Consider the following 18,470-nt stretch of genomic DNA (forward strand, 5'->3'; position numbering starts at 1 on the left):
TCATGACACAATCCAACGATCCGATTGTTATCGTCAGCGCCGTCCGCACCCCAATGGGCGGTTTCCAGGGCGAACTGAAAAGCCTGACCGCGCCACAGCTGGGCGCCGCAGCGATTCGTGCCGCGGTCGAACGCGCCGGTATCGCCCCTGAATCCGTCGAAGAAGTGCTGTTCGGCTGCGTGCTCTCCGCCGGCCTCGGCCAGGCCCCGGCGCGGCAAGCGGCACTGGGCGCCGGGCTGGATAAATCGACCCGCTGCACGACGCTGAACAAAATGTGCGGCTCGGGCATGGAAGCGACGATCCTGGCCCACGACATGCTGATCGCCGGCAGCGCCGACGTAGTGGTCGCTGGCGGCATGGAAAGCATGTCCAACGCGCCGTACCTGCTGGACCGCGCCCGCAGCGGTTACCGCATGGGCCATGGCCAGGTGCTCGATCACATGTTCCTCGACGGCCTCGAAGACGCCTACGACAAGGGCCGCCTGATGGGCACCTTTGCCGAGGATTGTGCCGAGACCAATGGCTTCAGCCGTGAAGATCAGGACGCGTTTGCCATCGCGTCGACCACCCGCGCCCAACAGGCGATCGAGGAAGGTAGTTTTAACGCCGAGATCGTGCCGCTCACCGTGACGGTCGGCAAACAGCAAGTGCTGATCAGCCACGACGAACAACCGCCGAAAGCCAAACTGGACAAGATCGCCTCGCTGAAACCGGCGTTCCGTGAGGGCGGCACCGTGACGGCGGCGAACTCCAGTTCGATCTCCGACGGCGCAGCGGCACTGGTGCTGATGCGCCGTTCCGAAGCCGAGAAACAAGGCCTTAAGCCGCTGGCAGTGATTCACGGTCACGCGGCGTTTGCCGACACCCCGGGGCTGTTCCCGGTGGCACCGGTGGGTGCGATCAAGAAGTTGATGAAGAAAACCGGCTGGTCACTGGATGAAGTCGAGTTGTTCGAAGTCAACGAAGCCTTCGCCGTGGTGAGCCTGGTGACCATGACCAAGCTGGAAATCTCCCACGAGAAGATCAACGTCCACGGCGGTGCCTGTGCCTTGGGCCATCCGATTGGTGCGTCCGGCGCGCGGATCCTCGTCACCTTGCTCTCGGCCCTGCGCCAGAAAGGCCTGAAACGCGGCGTAGCGGCGATCTGCATCGGCGGCGGCGAAGCAACGGCCATGGCCGTGGAATGCCTGTACTGAGGCTGACGCCAATCCCTGTGGGAGCGGGCCTTGTGGCGAGGGGGCTTGCCCCCGTTCGAGTGCGCAGCGCTCGCAGATTCTTGGGTCCGCTGCGCGGCCCAACGGGGGCAAGCCCCCTCGCCACAAGGCTCCCACAGGTCTTGCGTTTCAACTTGAATTTTAAGGACTTGGCATGATCCCCAACGACGAACAACTTCAGATCAGCGACGCGGCCCGGCAGTTTGCCCAGGAACGGCTGAAACCGTTCGCCGCCGAATGGGACCGCGAACATCGTTTCCCCAAGGAAGCCATCAGCGAGATGGCTGACCTGGGCTTCTTCGGCATGCTGGTGCCGGAGCAGTGGGGCGGTTGTGACACCGGATACCTGGCTTACGCCATGGCCCTGGAAGAAATCGCCGCCGGCGATGGCGCCTGCTCGACCATCATGAGCGTGCACAACTCGGTGGGTTGCGTGCCGATCCTCAAGTTCGGCAACGACGACCAGAAAGAACGTTTCCTCAAACCGCTGGCTGGCGGCGCGATGCTCGGTGCGTTTGCGCTGACCGAACCGCAAGCCGGTTCCGATGCCAGCAGCCTGAAAACCCGTGCCCGGCTGGAAGGCGATCACTACGTGCTCAACGGCTGCAAGCAGTTCATCACTTCCGGGCAAAACGCCGGGGTGGTGATTGTGTTTGCGGTGACTGACCCGAGTGCCGGCAAACGCGGGATCACCGCGCTGATCGTGCCCACCGATTCGCCGGGCTATAAAGTCGCGCGGGTCGAAGACAAGCTTGGCCAGCACGCCTCTGATACCTGCCAGATCCTCTTCGAGGATGTGAAAGTGCCGGTGGCCAATCGACTGGGTGAGGAGGGCGAAGGCTACAAGATCGCCCTGGCTAACCTCGAAGGCGGACGTGTCGGTATCGCCTCGCAATCGGTGGGCATGGCCCGCGCCGCGTTCGAAGCGGCCCGCGACTACGCCCGCGAACGCGAGAGCTTCGGCAAGCCGATCATCGAGCACCAGGCGGTAGCGTTCCGCCTGGCCGACATGGCCACCCAGATCGCCGTGGCCCGGCAGATGGTGCATTACGCGGCGGCATTGCGCGACAGCGGCAAACCGGCGCTGGTCGAAGCGTCGATGGCAAAACTGTTCGCCTCGGAAATGGCCGAAAAGGTTTGTTCCTCGGCGTTGCAAACCCTTGGCGGTTACGGTTACCTGAACGACTTCCCGCTGGAGCGGATCTACCGCGACGTGCGGGTGTGCCAGATCTACGAAGGCACCAGCGACATTCAGCGCATGGTCATTTCGCGCAATCTTTGAGAAGGAGTCCCTCTGTGAGCAATAAAGAGCTGAACTACGAAACGATTTTGCTGGAAACCCACGGCCGTGTCGGCCTGATCACCCTCAACCGTCCGCAAGCCTTGAACGCGTTGAATGCCCAAATCGTCAGTGAACTGAACCACGCCCTCGATGGCCTGGAAGCCGATTCGAACATCGGTTGCATCGTGCTGACCGGCTCGAAAAAAGCCTTCGCCGCCGGTGCCGACATCAAGGAAATGGCCGAGCTGACCTACCCGCAGATCTACCTCGACGACCTGTTCAGCGACAGCGATCGCGTGGCTAACCGCCGCAAGCCGATCATTGCCGCGGTCAACGGTTTCGCCTTGGGCGGTGGCTGTGAACTGGCGCTGATGTGCGACTTCATCCTGGCCGGCGACAATGCAAAATTCGGCCAACCGGAAATCAACCTCGGCGTATTGCCGGGCATGGGCGGCACCCAGCGCCTGACCCGCGCCGTGGGCAAGGCCAAGGCCATGGAAATGTGCCTGAGCGGGCGCTTGATCGATGCGGTGGAAGCCGAGCGTTGCGGGATCGTGGCGCGCATCGTGCCGGCGGATGAGCTGGTGGACGAAGCGCTGAAAGTCGCGGCGCTGATTGCGAAGAAATCACTGCCGATTGCGATGATGATCAAGGAAAGCGTCAATCGCGCCTTTGAAGTCAGCCTGTCGGAAGGCGTGCGTTTTGAACGCCGGGTATTCCATGCGGCGTTTGCCACGCAGGATCAGAAAGAAGGGATGGCGGCGTTTATTGCCAAGCGTGAGGCCGAATTCCAAGGCAAGTGATGTAGCGTCCTCACGGACGTCTTCGCAGGCAAGTCGGATCGCCGCACCGCTCGCGCCTACAGAGGATATGCATTCCCCTGTAGGCGCGAGCGGTGCGGCGATCCGACTTGCCCGCGAAGCTTTTTAGATCAGGTAGTTCTTGAGTTCCCGGGCAATCACCATCCGCTGTATCTCACTCGACCCTTCATAAATTTGCGTGATCCGCGCATCCCGGTAGTAACGCTCCACCGGGTAGTCTTCCAGATACCCATACCCGCCATGAATCTGAATCGCCGACGAGCAGACTTTCTCCGCAATCTCCGAAGCAAACAGCTTGGCCTGTGAAGCCTCCGACAGGCACGGTTTGCCGGCACTGCGCAAACGCGCGGCGTGCAGGATCAACAGGCGCGCGGCGTTCAGTCGGGTCTGCATGTCGGCCAGCATATTGGCGATGCTCTGGTGTTCGATGATCGGCTTGTCGAACTGCACCCGATCCCGCGCGTAAGCCAGCGCCGCTTCGAACGCCGCACGGGCGATGCCCAGGGCTTGCGCAGCGATGCCGATGCGGCCGCCTTCGAGGTTGGAGAGGGCGATGGCCAGGCCTTTGCCGCGTTCGCCCAGCAAATTGGCTTCAGGGACGGTGCAGTTGTTCAGGGTGACGGCGCAGGTGTCGGAAGCGCGGATGCCCATCTTGTGTTCACTGCGGTCGACGATGAACCCCGCTGTTTCGGTCGGCACCAGGAATGCCGAGATGCCACGCTTGCCCAACTCCGGATCAGTCACGGCGAAAACGATTGCCAGCTTCGCCCGTTTGCCGTTGCTGACGAATTGCTTGGCGCCGTTGATCACCCACTGGCCGTCGCGCAGTTCGGCGCGGGTGCGCAGGTTATGGGCTTCGGAACCGGCTTGCGGTTCGGTCAGGCAGAAGCAACCGATGGCCTGGCCGCTGGCGAGATCCGGCAGCCATTCCTGTTTTTGCTCTTCGGTGCCGTAATTGAGCACCGGCCCGCAGCCGACAGAGTTGTGGATGCTCATTAGCGCGCCGGTAGCGCCATCACCGGCGGAAATCTCTTCCACCGCCAGCGCGTAGGCCACGTAGTCGACATAGGTGCCGCCCCATTCCTCGGGCACCACCATGCCCAACAGACCCAGTTCACCCATCTTCGCCACCAGACCGTCATCGATCCAGCCGGCCTTCTCCCAGGCTTGTGCGTGGGGTGCGATTTCGCCGCGGGCAAAATCCCGGGCCATGTCGCGGATCATCACTTGTTCTTCGCTCAATTCGATATCGTGCATGGCTCAGCTCCCGCTCTGGTCAAACCCGGTGAAAAAACTCGCGACGTGCTCGGCGTCCAGCGCCTGCAAGGTCGGCGGGTTCCAGCGCGGGTTCTTGTCTTTGTCGATCAGCAAGGCGCGCACGCCTTCGATCAGGTCGCCGCGTTCGAACCACTGGCGATCCAGGTGCAGTTCGAGGGCGAAGCACTGTTCCAGGCTCAGGTGCCGACCACGCCGCAGCATTTCCAGGGTCACGCCCATGGCCAGCGGTGAACGGCTTTCCAGCAAGTCGGCGGTGGTCATGGCCCACTCATGGCTGTCGGCGACGGTCACTGCACGCAGCTGTTCCACCATACTCGGCACATCGGGCAGGGCGAAGAAGTGGTCGATGACCGGCCGCAGCGCCGCCAGCGGCGCTACCGGCAGTTGCTGCACGGCGAGTTTCGCCAGCGCGCCTTGCAGGTCCTTGAGCGGGGTGTCGTGCCATTCCAGATGGTCGAGTCGCTCGTCCAGCTCGCCCAGGCTGGCGCTCTCCAGATACCAGTCGGCCAGGCCGCAATAGAGCGCATCGGCGGCGCGGATCTGCACGCCGCTGACGCCGAGATAGATGCCCAGCTCACCGGGAATGCGCGGCAGGAAGTAGCTGCCGCCGACGTCCGGGAAATAACCGATGGCCACTTCCGGCATCGCCAGACGGCTACGCTCGGTGACCACCCGCAAATCGGCGCCTTGCACCAGCCCCATGCCGCCGCCCAGGACAAAGCCGTCCATCAAGGCCAGGACCGGTTTGCGGTAGTGATGGATCGTGAGGTCGAGGGCATATTCCTCGACGAAGAAATCTTCGTGCAGTGTGTCGCCGCTTTTGAAGCTGTCGTACAGCGAGCGGATATCGCCGCCGGCACAAAAAGCTTTCTCGCCAGCGCCGCGCAACACCACCGCATGCACCTGCGGATCCTGTGCCCAGGCATCGAGTTGCTGTTGCAGGCTGCGGACCATGTCCAGGGTAATGGCGTTGAGGCCGGCGGGGCGGTTGAGGGTCAGGTGACCGATGTGATTGCGAACCTCGGCCAACACTTCGTTTTGCGTGGCATCCATGGACGGTGTCCCCGGGGATGAAACCTGAGCAGTCATCACTAACTCCCTGCTTTTATTGTTCTTTATAGAGAAGCTCGCGCGCGAGCGATGCAGGATCGTAACAGTGCAAATTTGCCCTGTACAACCGAGATACGTGCAGGTTCTTTCTGCATTTTTACCTTAGTGCAAAATCAAAAGATCGCAGCCTTCGGCGGCCTGACACCGTTTTGAATCAACCTTGAATTTGTGGCGAGGGGGCTTGTCGGATCGCCGCACCGTCCCGTTCGACTGCGCAGCAGTCGCAGATAAGGGCAATGAGGTATGCCTGGAAAAACTCGTTAGCAGGTTTTGGGGCCGCTTCGCGACCCAACGGGGGCACGCCCCCTCGCCACAAAGATGCCTTTAGGTTCTGCTGCTCAGCACTTCACCGATACTGCGGCGCTTGGCATGCAATTCACTGGCATGAATCAACTGCTCGAGGTCTTCAGGGGTGACGTCGTAGAAGGCCTCCATGTCGGCGAGTGCCCGTCGCAGATCTTCGGCGGTGATCGCCTGGCTGTCGGCCGCGGGCATTAGCGGGGCCGGTTCGGCGGGACGCTTGGGGTAACGAATGCGCGTGAAGTTGTTGTACGCCAACGCGCTGAGCAGCATCGTCGAGCCGCTGAGCATCACCGGGCCGAGGGCTTTCCAGTCCATGGCGATGGTCGCCGGGTCTGCCAGCACCATCAGCAGCGCCAGCGCCCCGGCGGGTGGGTGCAGGCAACGCAGCCAGCACATCAGAATCAGCGCCATGCCCGCCGCGAGGCAGGCGCTGCCGAGGGTGCGGCTGAGTACGTGAGCGACCAGCAGCGAGATCACCCCCGCGCAGAGGTAACCGCCAAGAATCGACCACGGCTGGGCCAGCGCGCCCGAGGACACGGCGAACAGCAATACCGCCGACGCGCCCAACGGACCGATCAGGTGCAGCGCCACATCGATGCCGAACACCTGGCCGCACAACCAGACACTGAACATCGTCCCCATGGCCATGCCGATGGCGGCACGGCTCCATTCGGAGGGGCGGGTGTTGATGGCGGCGGGCAACCAGTGAGCGAGCATGACGAACATCGATCCTTTGACAAAAACCAGGGCAAAAAAAAGGCTTGTCCGGATACCCGGAAAGCCCTTGAAGTGGTTCCAACTATTGGGGGAGGAACGGCGCACAGTGTGCCGGTCATTACCGATACTGACAAATTCATATTAATGCAGCTTCAATGCATTATTTTTGCAGTATCGCGACGCGTCGACCGCTCATGAAACAGAGAAAACCGCCCATCGCCGTCAACGCACTCAGGGCATAGAACATGGTGGGCGCGGGCGTGTGCATCAGCAGGAAGCCGCAGATCACCGGGCTCAGCGCACCGCCGAGGGCTGCGAGGTTCTGTGCGCCGTAGTAGCTGCCGCGCAGTTCTTCCGGGGCCAGGGTGTCGACGAAGAGGAATTCGGCCGGGTAAATGATCATTTCGCCGAGGGTGAAAATGAACATTGCGATGCACCAGCTCACCAGGCTGTCGGCCAGGCTGAAACCGATCAAGCCGAGGATGAACAGGCTGCTGCCGCCGACAATCCAGTAACGCAGTTGTTCGCGCTTGAGAAACCGGCCGATCTGGTATTGCAGCAGGATCACGCTGATGGCGTTGCAGGCGAGCAGGGCGGCCATGGTTTCCAGCGCTCGTTTGGAGTCGTGGGTCACCAGCAGGTATTGCGACAGGTACAAGGTAAAACGCCCGTGGACCACGGTGCTGAGCAGGCAGCCGCAGGTGAACATGATCAGCGTGCGGTCGTTTTTCAGGGTGACCAGGGTCTTGAGAAAGTTTTGCGGCTGACCGATGGCGGGTACCTGGGCCGGGTCTTTGGGAATCCCGCTCATCAGGAAAATGCTGAAGAACGCGATGCCGCCGGCGATCAGGAACGGCGCAATCGGGTACACGCCGGCGATCACCACGCCGAGCATCGGGCCGGTGGCGTAACCGATATTGGTCAGGGTGTAGCGCAGCGAAAAAGCCTTGGCGCGTTGGCCCATGGGCAGGTTGTCGCTGAGAATCGCCTTGGACCCGATCAGAAACAGCGCCGAGGCGGTTTCAGTGATCACCAGGGTGGCGGTGGTCAGGTAGAGGTTTTCGGCAAAGGTCAGCAGCACGAATCCGATGGCGCTGGAGAGCATGGCCAGGATCAGCAGCCGGCGCTTTTCGAGGCGGTCGATGATGTAACCACCATAGAGCGCGAGCAGGGTGGCGATGAACACCGCAATCCCGAGCAGCAGGCCGACGTCCTGTTGGTTGAGGCCGAGCTTGGTGCTCAGGAACAGCGTGAGCAACGGGCTGGTGATGGCGCGACTGACGACGATGGTCAGCGAGCAGATCATCAGCCGGCGGATAACGAGGGAGTAAGTGGCCACGGTGGGGCAAATGTCCTTATTCAGATTCTGTGGTGTTCGACGCGCAACGCCAGGCTCAACTCAGCCACCGATCAAGCGCCCGAACCGACTCCAGTTCTTCCAGCCGCCACAACTGCTCCAGCAGCTCTTTTGCCTGCTGTAGCGGTATCACCCGTCCGGCCAGGCTGAAGAATTTTTCCTCCAGCGCCGCATCGCTCAGCGGATTGCCCGGCGCCCCCAACGGCACCTCAACGCACAGGCTCGCTTGCCGACTGTCCACGGTCCGCACGCTGACGACAGGCTCGCCATCCTCGGACAGATGCGGGTCGACTTCAAGGCGAATACGCGACATCCAGTGTGCAATCCGTGGGTGGCGGCGTTGTTCATCGTCGTAGGCTTCCAACCGGCAATGCCCATGGACCAGCCGGGCCGCCAGGGCATAACGCAGGCTCATCTGCGCCGCCGGCAACGTGCTGACGTCCTGGCCACCGCACATGTCTTGAAGGAATCCGCACAGCGATACCTGAACGTCCTCGACCTGCTCGGCGCTGACCTGCAATTGATCGAGCAACAGGTCCAATGCGTCGATCGCCGAATGGGTCCCACGGCATGCCGCATAGGGCTTGATCGAGCAGCGCGCGAGTTTCCACACGTGGCCCAGTTCGGCGTCCAACGCCTCGGGCACGGCGGTGTCCGCCGCGAGGGTCTTGAGGAATCCGCCCCAGACGTTATCGAACAGTTTTGTCGGGCCGGTGATGCCTTGTTGAGCAAACCGCGCGGCCAGCAATCCACCCTCGGCGGCGCGTCCGCTGTGGAGTCTTTTGCTTTGCGAACCGTCATGGATAAACGCCCACAGACCACCGCTGAAGCTGCCGGCGATGCCCAGTGCAGACAAGGTTTGTTGTGCATCCAGCCCCAGAATCCGTGCACTGGCCGCCGCCGCGCCAAACACTCCGCACGTCGCCGTGGAGTGCCAACCGGCGCCGTTATGGGCCGAGTAACTGCCGCAGGCTTCGAGCACCCGACGGCCGATTTCGTAGCCGATCACCACCGCAGTGATCAGTTCGCGACCATCAATTGACGCTTCAGAAACCGATAGCGTCGACATCGATAGCGCCGCCATCACCGCCGGCAGCACCACCGCGCCGGAATGGTCGCAGCCGCCGGTGTCGTCCAGCTCCAGGGCATGCGCGGCGATACCGTTGAGCATGGCGGCTTGCGCCGCGCCGACTCGCTGATCGGTGCCCCAGACCAACGTGCTGCCGACTTCCCCCTTGAACACCTGACGCGCCTGTCTGGCGACATCGCTGCCGGCTCCGGCCAGGGCTGCACCGAAGGTGTCGAGAATGTGCCGCTTGGCTTGCTCCACCAACTCAGCGGGTAACTCTTCGAAACGGGTATCGACGCAGAACTGCGCCAGCCGCGCCATTCGCATAACCCCATCCTGATCTCTCATACGCCGTAATCCCGATAATGACGCTCGTACACAGCGGCCGGGTGATCCTCGGTCACCGGCGCTGCCGACTCGGCCCACCACTGAGCCACTTCGGCACCGGTGGCGATCCACACGTCATCGTGCTGCTGAATGCTTTGCAGCAATTCACGCAACACGCCGATCCGCCCTGGCGTGGCGATGATTTCCGGGTGCAGCCGCAGCACATAACACAGCCCGAACCGGTGGAACCCGGCGAAGTCCATTTGCAGGTTCCCCAGCGTGTGGCTGTAAGAGGCGATGCGCGATTGCGCCGGCGGCACCGCCGGGCTGAGGTTGAAGGCGAAGTAGGGCTCGTCCTCCAGTTCGTAGTGCAACGGCAACTCGATTACCTCAGGGGCCGTCGGGTGGGCGAAGGGCAAATCATCGCCGCGCCATGACGAGGACCAGCGGATGCCGTGCTCGCGCAACGCCTCGATGAAGCCCGGTGCGCCATTGCCGGCCGGGATGCGAAAGCCTGTCGGACGCTCACCGGTCAACGCGTTCAAGGCCGCGCAGCCCTTGGCGATTTCGGCGCTTTGCTCGGCCAGGGTCAGGTTGTCGTAGTGCTGATGGCGATAACCGGCGCAGGCAATCTCGTGCCCGCCGGCCTGGATCGCCCGGAGGTGTTGCGGGTTTTCCTCGGCGACGATGCCGGGCACGAACCAGCTGCTGGAAACCCCCAGTTCTGCGAACACGCCAAGCAAACGCTCGACCCCGCGCTGGGTGCCGTAGCGCCACACCGACAAGGTCTTGTCGCGCCCGGCGACTTCCGGCGCCTGGGTGAGGATGCCGTGGATGTCGTTGTAATCGACGGTCAGCACCACGGCGCAGCGGTAGCCGTTGGGCCAGACAATGGAATCAGCCATGGTGATGCTCCTTCAGCCACCAGTGGGCGACATCGCGGCAGGTAGCGAACCACACGTCGTCGCGCTGGCGCATGTGTTCGAAGAGTTGTTCCAGCAACAGGATGCGTCCCGGTTTGCCGGTGATCTTGGGATGGAACAGGGTGGTCAGGCACAGGCCTTCAGCCATGGCGCCATCGAACTCGCGGCACCAGTTATCGAGGGTCAGTTCGTAGCTGGCGGTACGGTCCAACCCGGAAGGGAAGTCCGGCGCACGGGTGTAGGCGAGGGAGGCGTAGTCGTCCATTTCCCAGCGGCCGGGGATCTCCACCAGCGGCGTATCAAAGCCCGGCACCTTGACCAGGTAGGGCCGGTCATCGCCGCGCATGCTGCTGGAATAGGTCACGCCGGCTTCCACCAGCATGGCCGGCGTTTCGGCCCGCCAGTCGCCCGATGGCGTGCGGAAACCTTCAGCGCGGATGTTCAGGTACTTCCAGAACACCTCGCGGGATTTGTGCATCACGTCCTTCTGCTGCTCCAGCGTCAGGGCGTAAAAAGATTCGTGTTTGTAGCCGTGATAGGCCACCTCATGCCCGCGCTCGACAATCGCCTGGCACTGTTTCGGCCAGTTCTCCACGACCCAGGCCGGGACGAAAAACGTGGTCGGGATGCGGAACTCATCCAGCAGATCGAGAATCCGCGGCAGCGCCCGATAAGGGCCGTAACCGCCGAAACCGAAATACTCGGGCTTGCGCCAGATCGAGCCGTTAAGCATGGCATCGCCGGTGGGGCCATCGAGGTCGAAGGCCAGGGCGAGGCAGGCCTGGTGCTGGTCGGGCCAGGTGGGTTGCAGCGAGGAGGACATCGTATGGCGCTCCAGAATTAATAGTTGAAACACCCGTAGCAGCTGCCGAGCCCGCGAGGCTGCGTTCGGTGTGGGCCGCATTCGGACGCAGCCGTCGTGAATTCAAACTACGCGGTGTTTCAGGAAAACCTCGCGTGCAGGGTTTACGACGGCTGCGCCGCCGAACGCAGCCTCGCAAGCTCGGCAGCTGCTACGAACCGTGTTATTTCCCGGCGTTGATGGTCACGGTCTTGATCGCACCCAGTTCCAGATCCCATTTCTTCAGGATTGCCTGGTAGCTGCCGTCATCGATCATGCTTTGCAACGCGACTTTCACCGCTTCGCTCAGCTCAGGTTTTTTCTTGCTCACACCCATGCCCGAGAACTGCTTGGAGATCGGCAGGCCCACGGTTTTGTACATGTCCTTTTCCTGGGTCTTGAGGTACGGCAAGGTTTCGCTGCCTTGCATGGCCGCGTCGATACGGCTCTGACGCAATTGCGCACGGGCGTCGGCCGAGCCCTCGGTGCCGATCACGTTGATCGCGGGTTTGCCGGCGGCTTCGCAGTTTTCCTTGCTCCACGCGGCGATTTCCGCCGGGAAGGTGGTACGGCGGCTGGTGCCGACTTTCTTGCCGCACAAGTCGACGATCTCGTTGGTGTCCTTGTTTTTCTGCAAGGTGTAGAACTGCGGACCGCTGGTGAAGTAGTCGACAAAAGTCACGCTGGCCTGACGCTCGGCGGTGTCGGTCATGCCCGACAGCACCATGTCTACGCGGTCAGTCGTGAGCGCGTTGATCATTTGCTCGAAGCCGGTTTCCTGCCATTTGATCTTCACGCCCAGACGTTCGGCCAAGGCGTTGCCCAGGTCATAGTCAAGGCCGGTGAGGGTGTTGGTGGCCGGGTCCTTGAAATCCATCGGCGGGTAGTTCGGCATGATCGCTACCACGATCTCGCCCTTGTCCTTGATGCTGGCCGGCAACTCGGCAGCGAAGGCGAAACCGGATGCCAGGACGCTGGCAAGTACTGCTGGGATGACTAGGTTCTTCATGGTCGTTCTCTTATGAGTGTTGTGAGCGCCAAAGGACGCTTAGGTTCGAACGGCAGAAATGAAGCTTTGGGTGCGTGGGTTTTGCGGACTTATTAGTATTTCTTCGGGGCTTCCAGCCTCCACGATCTGCCCGCCGTCCATGAACACCATGCGGTTGGAAACCTCGCGAGCGAAGCCCAGTTCATGGGTGACGACGATCATGGTCATGCCGGTTTGCGCCAGATCGCGCATCACCGACAGCACCTCTCCGACCAGTTCCGGGTCGAGTGCCGAAGTGGGTTCATCGAACAGCATCAGCTTGGGGCGCATGGCCAATGCACGGGCAATGGCGACACGTTGTTGCTGACCACCCGACAGTTCGATCGGGTAGCTGTTGCGCTTGTCGGCGAGGCCGACGCGTGCGAGCAGTTCCACGGCTTCTTCGTGCGCTTCTTTGGGCGAACGCTTGAGTACCTGGCACGGCCCTTCGATGATGTTTTGCAGCACAGTCATGTGCGGGAACAGGTTGAAACGCTGGAACACCATGCCGGTGGCCAGGCGCTGACGGGCAATCTGCGACTCGTTGAGCTCGTGCAGTTTGTTGCCGACGATCCGGTAACCCACCAGTTCGCCGTCGACCCACAGGCCGCCCTTGTCGATTTTTTCCAGCTGATTCACGCAGCGCAGCAGGGTGCTTTTGCCGGAGCCGGACGGGCCGATGATGCACAGCACTTCGCCTTGCTCGACTTCGATGTTGATGTCCTTGAGCGCGTGGAAATGGTCGTAATACTTGTTCAGGCTCACGGCCTTGACGATGCTTCTCATGTTGGGCTCCTCAAGAACGCTTGCCGGCGCCGCGAGCGAAACGACGCTCCAGACGGCTTTGACCAAAGGACAGGACTGTGACGGTGGCCAGGTACCAGATACCGGCGACGATCAGCAGCTCCATCACACGGGCGTTGGCGTAGTAGATGTTCTGCGCGTTGTAGAGCAGCTCCGAGTACTGGATGACGCTCGCCAGGGAGGTCATTTTCACCATGCCGATGAATTCGTTACCGACCGGCGGAATGATGATCCGCATGGCCTGGGGCAGGATGATCCGGCGCAGCGCTTGCAAGCGCGGCATGCCGATCGACTTGGCGGCCTCGTACTGGCCGGTGTCCACTGACAACAGGCCGGCACGCACCACTTCGGCGGTGTAGGCGCCCTGATTGATGCTCAAACCGAGGAGGGCGGCGACGAAGGGCGTCATCAGGCTCACGGTGTCCATTTCGAACAGGCCGGGGATGCCGATGGTGGGGAAGATCAGCGCCAGGTTGAACCACAGCAACAGCTGCAGGATCAGCGGCGTGCCACGGAACAGCCAGGTGTAGGTCAGCGCCACATAGCGCAGGATCGGGTTGGCCGACATGCGCATGATTGCCGTGATCACCCCGAAGACAATGCCCAGCGCCATCGCCAGCACCGCCATGACGATGGTGTTGAGCAAGCCCCACATGATCGCTTGCGAAGTGAGGAACTGGCCGATGTACGACCATTCAATCTTGCCTTCGGCGAAGGCTCGTACCAGGCCGATAATCGCAATGACGATGACGCTGGCGAAGAAAATCCGCCCGTAGTAACGCCGTGGCACGTGTTGGTACTGGGTGATATCGAACTGGTTTTCCGCCAGTTTGCGCTCCGCCTGGAGTCGTTCTGCCTGTGTCTGGCTCATGTTGGTTCTCCGTACACTGTTCTTTCAGATCAAGCACAATCCCCTTGTAGGAGCCGGCTTGCTGGCGATGGAGTGTCAGTCGACATCAATTCAGCTGACACACCATCGCCAGCAAGCCGGCTCCTACAAGGTTTTGCGTTGTCTATCAGAGGCGGAAGCCCTGATAGTTCTCGGTCCACTCCTGCTGCGCGACAAGGGCGGTTTTCAGTCGGCCGATCTGCTCGCGCACCTGTTGCGGCGCGGTGCCACCCCAGCCACTGCGGGCGGCGATGGCGGCTTCGAGGGTCAGGCTGTCGCGCACCTCAGGTGTCAGGCGCGGATCGATCTCGGCCAGCAGCGCCGGCGAGGCTTCCCACAGTTCGATGTCATGTTTCTCGCAGGCCTGGACCAATGCGCCGGTGATTTCATGCGCTTCCTTGAACGGCACGCCGCGCACCGCCAACCAGTCGGCGACTTCGGTGGCAAGGGTGAAACCCAGCGGTGCCTGACGGCGCAGTTCTTCGACGTTGACCTTCATGGTCGCGACCATCCCGGCCATGGCCGGCAGCACCAGCAGCAGGGTGTCGACGCTGTCGAGCACGCCGTTCTTGTCTTCGCTCAAGTCACGGTTGTAGGACAGCGGCAGGGATTTGAGCGTCGACAGCAGACCGGTCAGGTTGCCGATCAAGCGGCCAGCCTTGCCCCGGGCCAGTTCGGCGATGTCCGGGTTTTTCTTCTGCGGCATGATAGAACTGCCGGTGGCGTAGGCATCGTCCAGCGCGACCCAGCGAAATTGCCGCGACGACCACAGGCAGAATTCTTCGGCGAGGCGGGAAATGTTGATCCCGAGCATGCTGGCGATAAACAGGAACTCGGCGACGTGATCGCGGCTGGCCACGGCGTCGATGGAGTTTTCGCACACGCCGCTGTAGCCCATTTCCTTGGCCGACTGCTGGGGCAGGCGAGCGATGGCGGAACCGGCCATGGCCGCTGCACCCAGTGGCGACAGCGAGGTGCGCGCGTCCCAGTCCACCAGACGCTGCACGTCGCGCAGCATCGATTGGGCGTGGGCCAGCAAGTGATGAGCGAAGACGATCGGCTGGGCTTGTTGCAAGTGAGTGAAACCCGGGCAGATGCTCTCGACGTGTTGCTCGGCCTGTTCCACCAGCGCTTGCTGCAAGGCCAGTACTTCAACGGTCAAGGTACGGACGTGATCACGCAGGAACAGCCGCAGGTCGTTGGCGGTCTGGTCGTTGCGCGAACGGCCGGCGCGCAGTTTGCCGCCCAGTGCGCCGAGGCGTTCGGTCAGCAGGCGCTCGATGAAGGTGTGCACGTCTTCGTCGTCCAGGGTCGGCGCGATGCTGCCGGCACGGAAGTCATCACCGATGCGCTGCAGGGCGTCGAGCATGGTCTGGGTTTCCTGCTCGCTCAGAAGACCGGCGCGCTGCAATTCCCGGGCATGCGCCTTGGAACCGGCGAGGTCATACGGGGTGAGGCGAAAGTAGCGCTCGGGGCAACGGGACAGGGCCGCCAGGGCTTCGGACGGGCCGCTCTTGAAGCGGGCACCCCAGAGACGGTCGGTGGTTTGAAACATTGTTGTTTTCCTCGTCGGTAACGCGAACTGATATCGGTGTGCAGAGCCTGAAACACTTCCCGGAAATTATTCGGGTGTGGTCATGGCCAAGCAGTGTTCAAGAGGGCAGTTGCTAAAGGGCGAGAGCTGATCGAAGTGTCAGCTTTTAATAGTTCGAAATCAGTGAGTTGGCACTGATCGGCGGGATTTATTAACGGTTGCCAAGCCTTGTTTTCTGTGTTCATTATTATTAGCCAGCACTGTTTTTGTTGTTGGACACAGGTTGTTGAATAGGGCGCCAGAGGTAAATAAGCATTATGGAAACCCCACTTTCCAATTCCGGAAACCCGCCGTTAAAAACGGTACATCGGGCGCCGTTGGCCCTCAGCGGCCTGGACTTCAAACTGCTCAAAGTATTCAAGGCCGTGGTCGAGGCTGGCGGCTTCAGTGCGGCGCAGAATGAGCTGAACGTGGGCTTGGCGGCCATCAGCAAACAGATTTCCGACCTTGAGATTCGTATTGGCATGCGCCTGTGTACCCGGGGGCGGGAAGGGTTTCACCTGACCGAAGAAGGGCGTCTGGTGTATCAGGCGTCGATCGATTTATTTGCCTCGGTCGATAACTTTCGTGATCGGCTTAGTTCAGCTCAGAATGAACTTATTGGCGACCTTGGGGTGGGCGTCATTGATAATACAATTACGGATTCCAATTCTCCGTTAGTTGCGGCGATTAGAAGAATAAATGAAGAGTCGCCGAAAGTAAGATTTCAACTTCAGGCATCGCAGTTAGATGAAGTGGAAAGAGGCGTGGTCGAGGGGCGGTTAGTGGCCGGGATCGTGCCGGTTTATCAAAAAAGAGAAGAGTTCGATTACTTCCCGCTGTATGAAGAACGCTCGTACGTGTATTGCGCCGTCGGTCATCCACTGTTCTCGGTGCCGGAGGCGGACATGGGCGGCAATGTGCTGCAGGATTACGAGTGCATCAACCACCGCTACGCGATCCATCGGGACAAACTGAATTTTGCCCGCTACGACAGCTTTTCCGCTTCGGCGACTCAAGTGGAAGCCGTGGCGCTGCTGGTCAAGACGGGCCGTTTCGTCGGTTTTCTGCCCGAGCATTACGCGGCAAACCTGGTGGCTCAGGGACAGTTTCGGGCGGTGCGTCCGGACCTGATCAACATCGTCACGCCGTTCAATCTGATCCTGCGCCACAACACTGTGCGCAGTCCGTTGGTGAAGGCGTTTGCCCAGGCGCTGGGGGTGGATTTGAAGGCGCCGGTTTAACCTCAAACGTAGGCGTTCAAGTGTGGTTAACAGTAACTAACGGACAATACATGGATACGCAGGAGCTACTGCAGGCTGCGATCTTTGATCTTGCTCTTCAGCAACATCGAAACCATCAAAAGATCGCAACCTGCGGTAGTTCCTACAAGGGCGGCGTGTGCAGCAATACGAAATCGTTTTTATCGAAACGTCCGCTCAATACCGGTGGCTGGGCACCCAGCGGAGTGCCTTGCAAGGCGTTGTAGTCGTTTCGGTCCATCATCAGCCAGGCCGGCCCCGAGAGGGCTTCCAGTTCCTGTGTCGATTCGGTGAACACCGGTTGAAAGTCTTGCTCGATATTGACCATGAACTTGATCGCCTTGGCGTCTTTGCCCATGCCGTGCAGCACCAATGGCGCCGGGGCTTTTTGAATCTCTGCGAACGCGGCTCGGCTGAAGGCTTGCGTATCGTAAAGCTGACGTTCGACCGGTTCATATACCAGGATATAAACCGACCACAGCGCGAGGACTGCGCAACAGGCCAGCACCTCGGCTCGCCAGCGAGCGCGAAACCAAGCCGCCAGCGTGATGACTTGCAGAGCCGCAAGCACGATCAATACCGGCACAAAGGCAGGAGGTTGTGCTGGCAGACGCCGCTGAATGATCAGCAATGCGACAATCAACACCCCCGGTATCACCAACCACAGCCCTTGCATCAAACCCCGCAACCAACCGAATACCCGACCTTGCGCCACCTGAAACGGGTATGCCGCAATGATCGCCGCCATGGGCAGCATCGGCAGCAGGTAACGGGCCTTTTTCGCCTGGGGAATCGACAAGCCAATCATCACGATCAATCCGGCCGCCGTGCAGTATTGCAACAGGCGTAATGCCGGACCTGCCTGCCGTGGATTCGTCAGCCAGACCGCGGCCAATACCAGCAGTGCCAATGGATAAGCGAGCGCATAGTTGCCAAACGAAGCGGTGAAGTAATACAGCGAACCACTGACGCCTTCACTGCCGTCCATGCGCCCCATGAACTGCATGCGCACCACGTCATGCATGAAGGCCGTTCCACCACTGGCTTCGGCCAGCCACAGCAGTGCGCCAACGCACACCACCAACAACACCGCCGCCAACAGGCCAAAACCGAACAACCGTGACCATTGGCGATTGAGCAGGTAGTAGCTGCACAGCATACCGGTGGGGATCACCAGCCCGATCGGCCCGCGAATCCCGAAGCCCAACAGCAGCAGCACAAAAATCAGCGGCCACCGACGGGGCATCGCGAAATGATCGGCGGCGTACCCAAGGTAGAACACCGAAAAGGCCACGGCCGCCAGCATCAGGTCCTGGGACACGGCACGGGTTTCAGTGACAAATGTACTGGTGAGCAACATCAACGCGATGCTCAGCAGTGCCCAGCGTGTGGAGCAGGGCGCGACCAACCGGTACATCAACGTGACGATCACCGCAGCGCCGATGGCAGTCGGCAACCACGCGGTGAGGCTATTGACCTGACCGAACGGCAGGGACAACAGCCAGACAAACACCGTAGACAGCGCCGAGTAATCGGCATAGGGCTGGCCATAGGTGGTCGGGAAAAACGACGGCCCGTGGCGCAGCATCTCCTGGGCGAACAGCACGAACCGCGAATCGAAACCGATTGCTGTTTGCTGATAGACCCCCGCGATGAACAGCATGAACGTCAGC

Annotated in this window: 16 protein-coding genes; 4 read left to right on the top strand and 12 right to left on the bottom strand. The window is 61.0% G+C overall.

What is annotated here, in order from left to right; translation table 11 throughout:
* Nucleotides 1–2 precede the first annotated feature (2 nt).
* The 3 genes from AF70_RS04905 (at nt 3) to AF70_RS04915 (ending at nt 3,299) form a co-directional block, all read left to right on the top strand.
* On the top strand, nt 3–1,196 hold the full coding sequence (locus AF70_RS04905) for an acetyl-CoA C-acyltransferase (protein ID WP_028940626.1): 1,194 nt from the start codon (nt 3–5) through the stop codon (nt 1,194–1,196).
* Nucleotides 1,197–1,368: 172 nt separating this feature from the next.
* The gene (locus AF70_RS04910) at nt 1,369–2,496 is read left to right on the top strand and encodes an acyl-CoA dehydrogenase (RefSeq protein ID WP_019649660.1); all 1,128 of its coding nucleotides are present in this window, start codon (nt 1,369–1,371) and stop codon (nt 2,494–2,496) included.
* A 29-nt stretch (nt 2,497–2,525) separates the two neighbouring features.
* Nucleotides 2,526–3,299 carry an enoyl-CoA hydratase gene (locus AF70_RS04915; RefSeq protein WP_028940625.1) on the top strand — a complete coding sequence of 258 codons (774 nt, stop codon included), beginning with the start codon at nt 2,526–2,528 and terminating at the stop codon, nt 3,297–3,299.
* 123 nt (nt 3,300–3,422) lie between these two features.
* Here AF70_RS04915 and AF70_RS04920 read toward each other — a convergent pair whose 3' ends face one another.
* From AF70_RS04920 to argH, 11 genes are all read right to left on the bottom strand, one after another.
* Nucleotides 3,423–4,574 carry an acyl-CoA dehydrogenase family protein gene (locus tag AF70_RS04920; protein WP_019578849.1) on the bottom strand — a complete coding sequence of 384 codons (1,152 nt, stop codon included), beginning with the start codon at nt 4,572–4,574 and terminating at the stop codon, nt 3,423–3,425.
* A 3-nt stretch (nt 4,575–4,577) separates the two neighbouring features.
* A complete protein-coding gene (locus tag AF70_RS04925; RefSeq protein ID WP_028940624.1) occupies nt 4,578–5,684 on the bottom strand; it encodes an enoyl-CoA hydratase/isomerase family protein in 1,107 nt (368 codons plus the stop codon).
* A gap of 345 nt (nt 5,685–6,029) precedes the next feature.
* Nucleotides 6,030–6,725, bottom strand: a complete 696-nt coding sequence (locus tag AF70_RS04930) for an HPP family protein (RefSeq protein WP_026331637.1) — start codon at nt 6,723–6,725, stop codon at nt 6,030–6,032.
* A 160-nt stretch (nt 6,726–6,885) separates the two neighbouring features.
* Nucleotides 6,886–8,064, bottom strand: coding sequence for an MFS transporter (locus AF70_RS04935; protein ID WP_018929136.1), 1,179 nt, complete (start codon nt 8,062–8,064; stop codon nt 6,886–6,888).
* Nucleotides 8,065–8,119: 55 nt separating this feature from the next.
* Nucleotides 8,120–9,478 (bottom strand): MmgE/PrpD family protein, encoded by a 1,359-nt coding sequence (locus AF70_RS04940; protein WP_028940623.1) that lies wholly within the window; start codon nt 9,476–9,478, stop codon nt 8,120–8,122.
* Nucleotides 9,479–9,495: 17 nt separating this feature from the next.
* On the bottom strand, nt 9,496–10,383 hold the full coding sequence (locus AF70_RS04945; RefSeq protein WP_028940622.1) for a polysaccharide deacetylase: 888 nt from the start codon (nt 10,381–10,383) through the stop codon (nt 9,496–9,498).
* Nucleotides 10,376–11,224 (bottom strand): polysaccharide deacetylase, encoded by an 849-nt coding sequence (locus tag AF70_RS04950; protein WP_028940621.1) that lies wholly within the window; start codon nt 11,222–11,224, stop codon nt 10,376–10,378. The genes AF70_RS04945 and AF70_RS04950 overlap by 8 nt, the downstream gene beginning before the upstream one ends.
* A 202-nt stretch (nt 11,225–11,426) precedes the next feature.
* Complete coding sequence (locus AF70_RS04955) at nt 11,427–12,251, bottom strand: ABC transporter substrate-binding protein (protein WP_028940620.1); 825 nt, start codon at nt 12,249–12,251, stop codon at nt 11,427–11,429.
* A 39-nt stretch (nt 12,252–12,290) separates the two neighbouring features.
* Nucleotides 12,291–13,055, bottom strand: a complete 765-nt coding sequence (locus AF70_RS04960; RefSeq protein WP_018929141.1) for an amino acid ABC transporter ATP-binding protein — start codon at nt 13,053–13,055, stop codon at nt 12,291–12,293.
* A 10-nt stretch (nt 13,056–13,065) separates the two neighbouring features.
* Nucleotides 13,066–13,944 (bottom strand): amino acid ABC transporter permease, encoded by an 879-nt coding sequence (locus tag AF70_RS04965; protein ID WP_018929142.1) that lies wholly within the window; start codon nt 13,942–13,944, stop codon nt 13,066–13,068.
* A 145-nt stretch (nt 13,945–14,089) separates the two neighbouring features.
* Nucleotides 14,090–15,517, bottom strand: coding sequence for an argininosuccinate lyase (gene argH / locus AF70_RS04970; protein WP_028940619.1), 1,428 nt, complete (start codon nt 15,515–15,517; stop codon nt 14,090–14,092).
* A 296-nt stretch (nt 15,518–15,813) separates the two neighbouring features.
* Between argH and AF70_RS04975 the strand changes: the two genes are divergently transcribed.
* The gene (locus AF70_RS04975; protein WP_019578857.1) at nt 15,814–16,779 is read left to right on the top strand and encodes a LysR family transcriptional regulator; all 966 of its coding nucleotides are present in this window, start codon (nt 15,814–15,816) and stop codon (nt 16,777–16,779) included.
* Between the two features lie 142 nt (nt 16,780–16,921).
* On the opposite strand, the gene AF70_RS04980 is transcribed toward AF70_RS04975, so the two are convergent.
* A complete protein-coding gene (locus tag AF70_RS04980) occupies nt 16,922–18,460 on the bottom strand; it encodes a glycosyltransferase family 39 protein (RefSeq protein WP_019578858.1) in 1,539 nt (512 codons plus the stop codon).
* Nucleotides 18,461–18,470 lie beyond the last annotated feature (10 nt).

Source organism: Pseudomonas sp. KD5 (assembly GCF_012932895.1).
Classification (GTDB): domain Bacteria; phylum Pseudomonadota; class Gammaproteobacteria; order Pseudomonadales; family Pseudomonadaceae; genus Aquipseudomonas.

What these genes read in the sequence shown, in the direction of transcription:
- AF70_RS04980 (WP_019578858.1), bottom strand. Translation starts at nt 18,460, where the DNA reads ATGCTGTTCATCGCGGGGGTCTATCAGCAAACAGCAATCGGTTTCGAT.
- AF70_RS04955 (WP_028940620.1), bottom strand. Translation starts at nt 12,251, where the DNA reads ATGAAGAACCTAGTCATCCCAGCAGTACTTGCCAGCGTCCTGGCATCC.
- AF70_RS04960 (WP_018929141.1), bottom strand. Translation starts at nt 13,055, where the DNA reads ATGAGAAGCATCGTCAAGGCCGTGAGCCTGAACAAGTATTACGACCAT.
- AF70_RS04965 (WP_018929142.1), bottom strand. Translation starts at nt 13,944, where the DNA reads ATGAGCCAGACACAGGCAGAACGACTCCAGGCGGAGCGCAAACTGGCG.
- AF70_RS04905 (WP_028940626.1), top strand. Translation starts at nt 3, where the DNA reads ATGACACAATCCAACGATCCGATTGTTATCGTCAGCGCCGTCCGCACC.
- AF70_RS04975 (WP_019578857.1), top strand. Translation starts at nt 15,814, where the DNA reads ATGGAAACCCCACTTTCCAATTCCGGAAACCCGCCGTTAAAAACGGTA.
- AF70_RS04925 (WP_028940624.1), bottom strand. Translation starts at nt 5,684, where the DNA reads ATGACTGCTCAGGTTTCATCCCCGGGGACACCGTCCATGGATGCCACG.
- AF70_RS04920 (WP_019578849.1), bottom strand. Translation starts at nt 4,574, where the DNA reads ATGCACGATATCGAATTGAGCGAAGAACAAGTGATGATCCGCGACATG.
- AF70_RS04950 (WP_028940621.1), bottom strand. Translation starts at nt 11,224, where the DNA reads ATGTCCTCCTCGCTGCAACCCACCTGGCCCGACCAGCACCAGGCCTGC.
- argH (WP_028940619.1), bottom strand. Translation starts at nt 15,517, where the DNA reads ATGTTTCAAACCACCGACCGTCTCTGGGGTGCCCGCTTCAAGAGCGGC.
- AF70_RS04930 (WP_026331637.1), bottom strand. Translation starts at nt 6,725, where the DNA reads ATGCTCGCTCACTGGTTGCCCGCCGCCATCAACACCCGCCCCTCCGAA.
- AF70_RS04945 (WP_028940622.1), bottom strand. Translation starts at nt 10,383, where the DNA reads ATGGCTGATTCCATTGTCTGGCCCAACGGCTACCGCTGCGCCGTGGTG.
- AF70_RS04940 (WP_028940623.1), bottom strand. Translation starts at nt 9,478, where the DNA reads ATGCGAATGGCGCGGCTGGCGCAGTTCTGCGTCGATACCCGTTTCGAA.
- AF70_RS04910 (WP_019649660.1), top strand. Translation starts at nt 1,369, where the DNA reads ATGATCCCCAACGACGAACAACTTCAGATCAGCGACGCGGCCCGGCAG.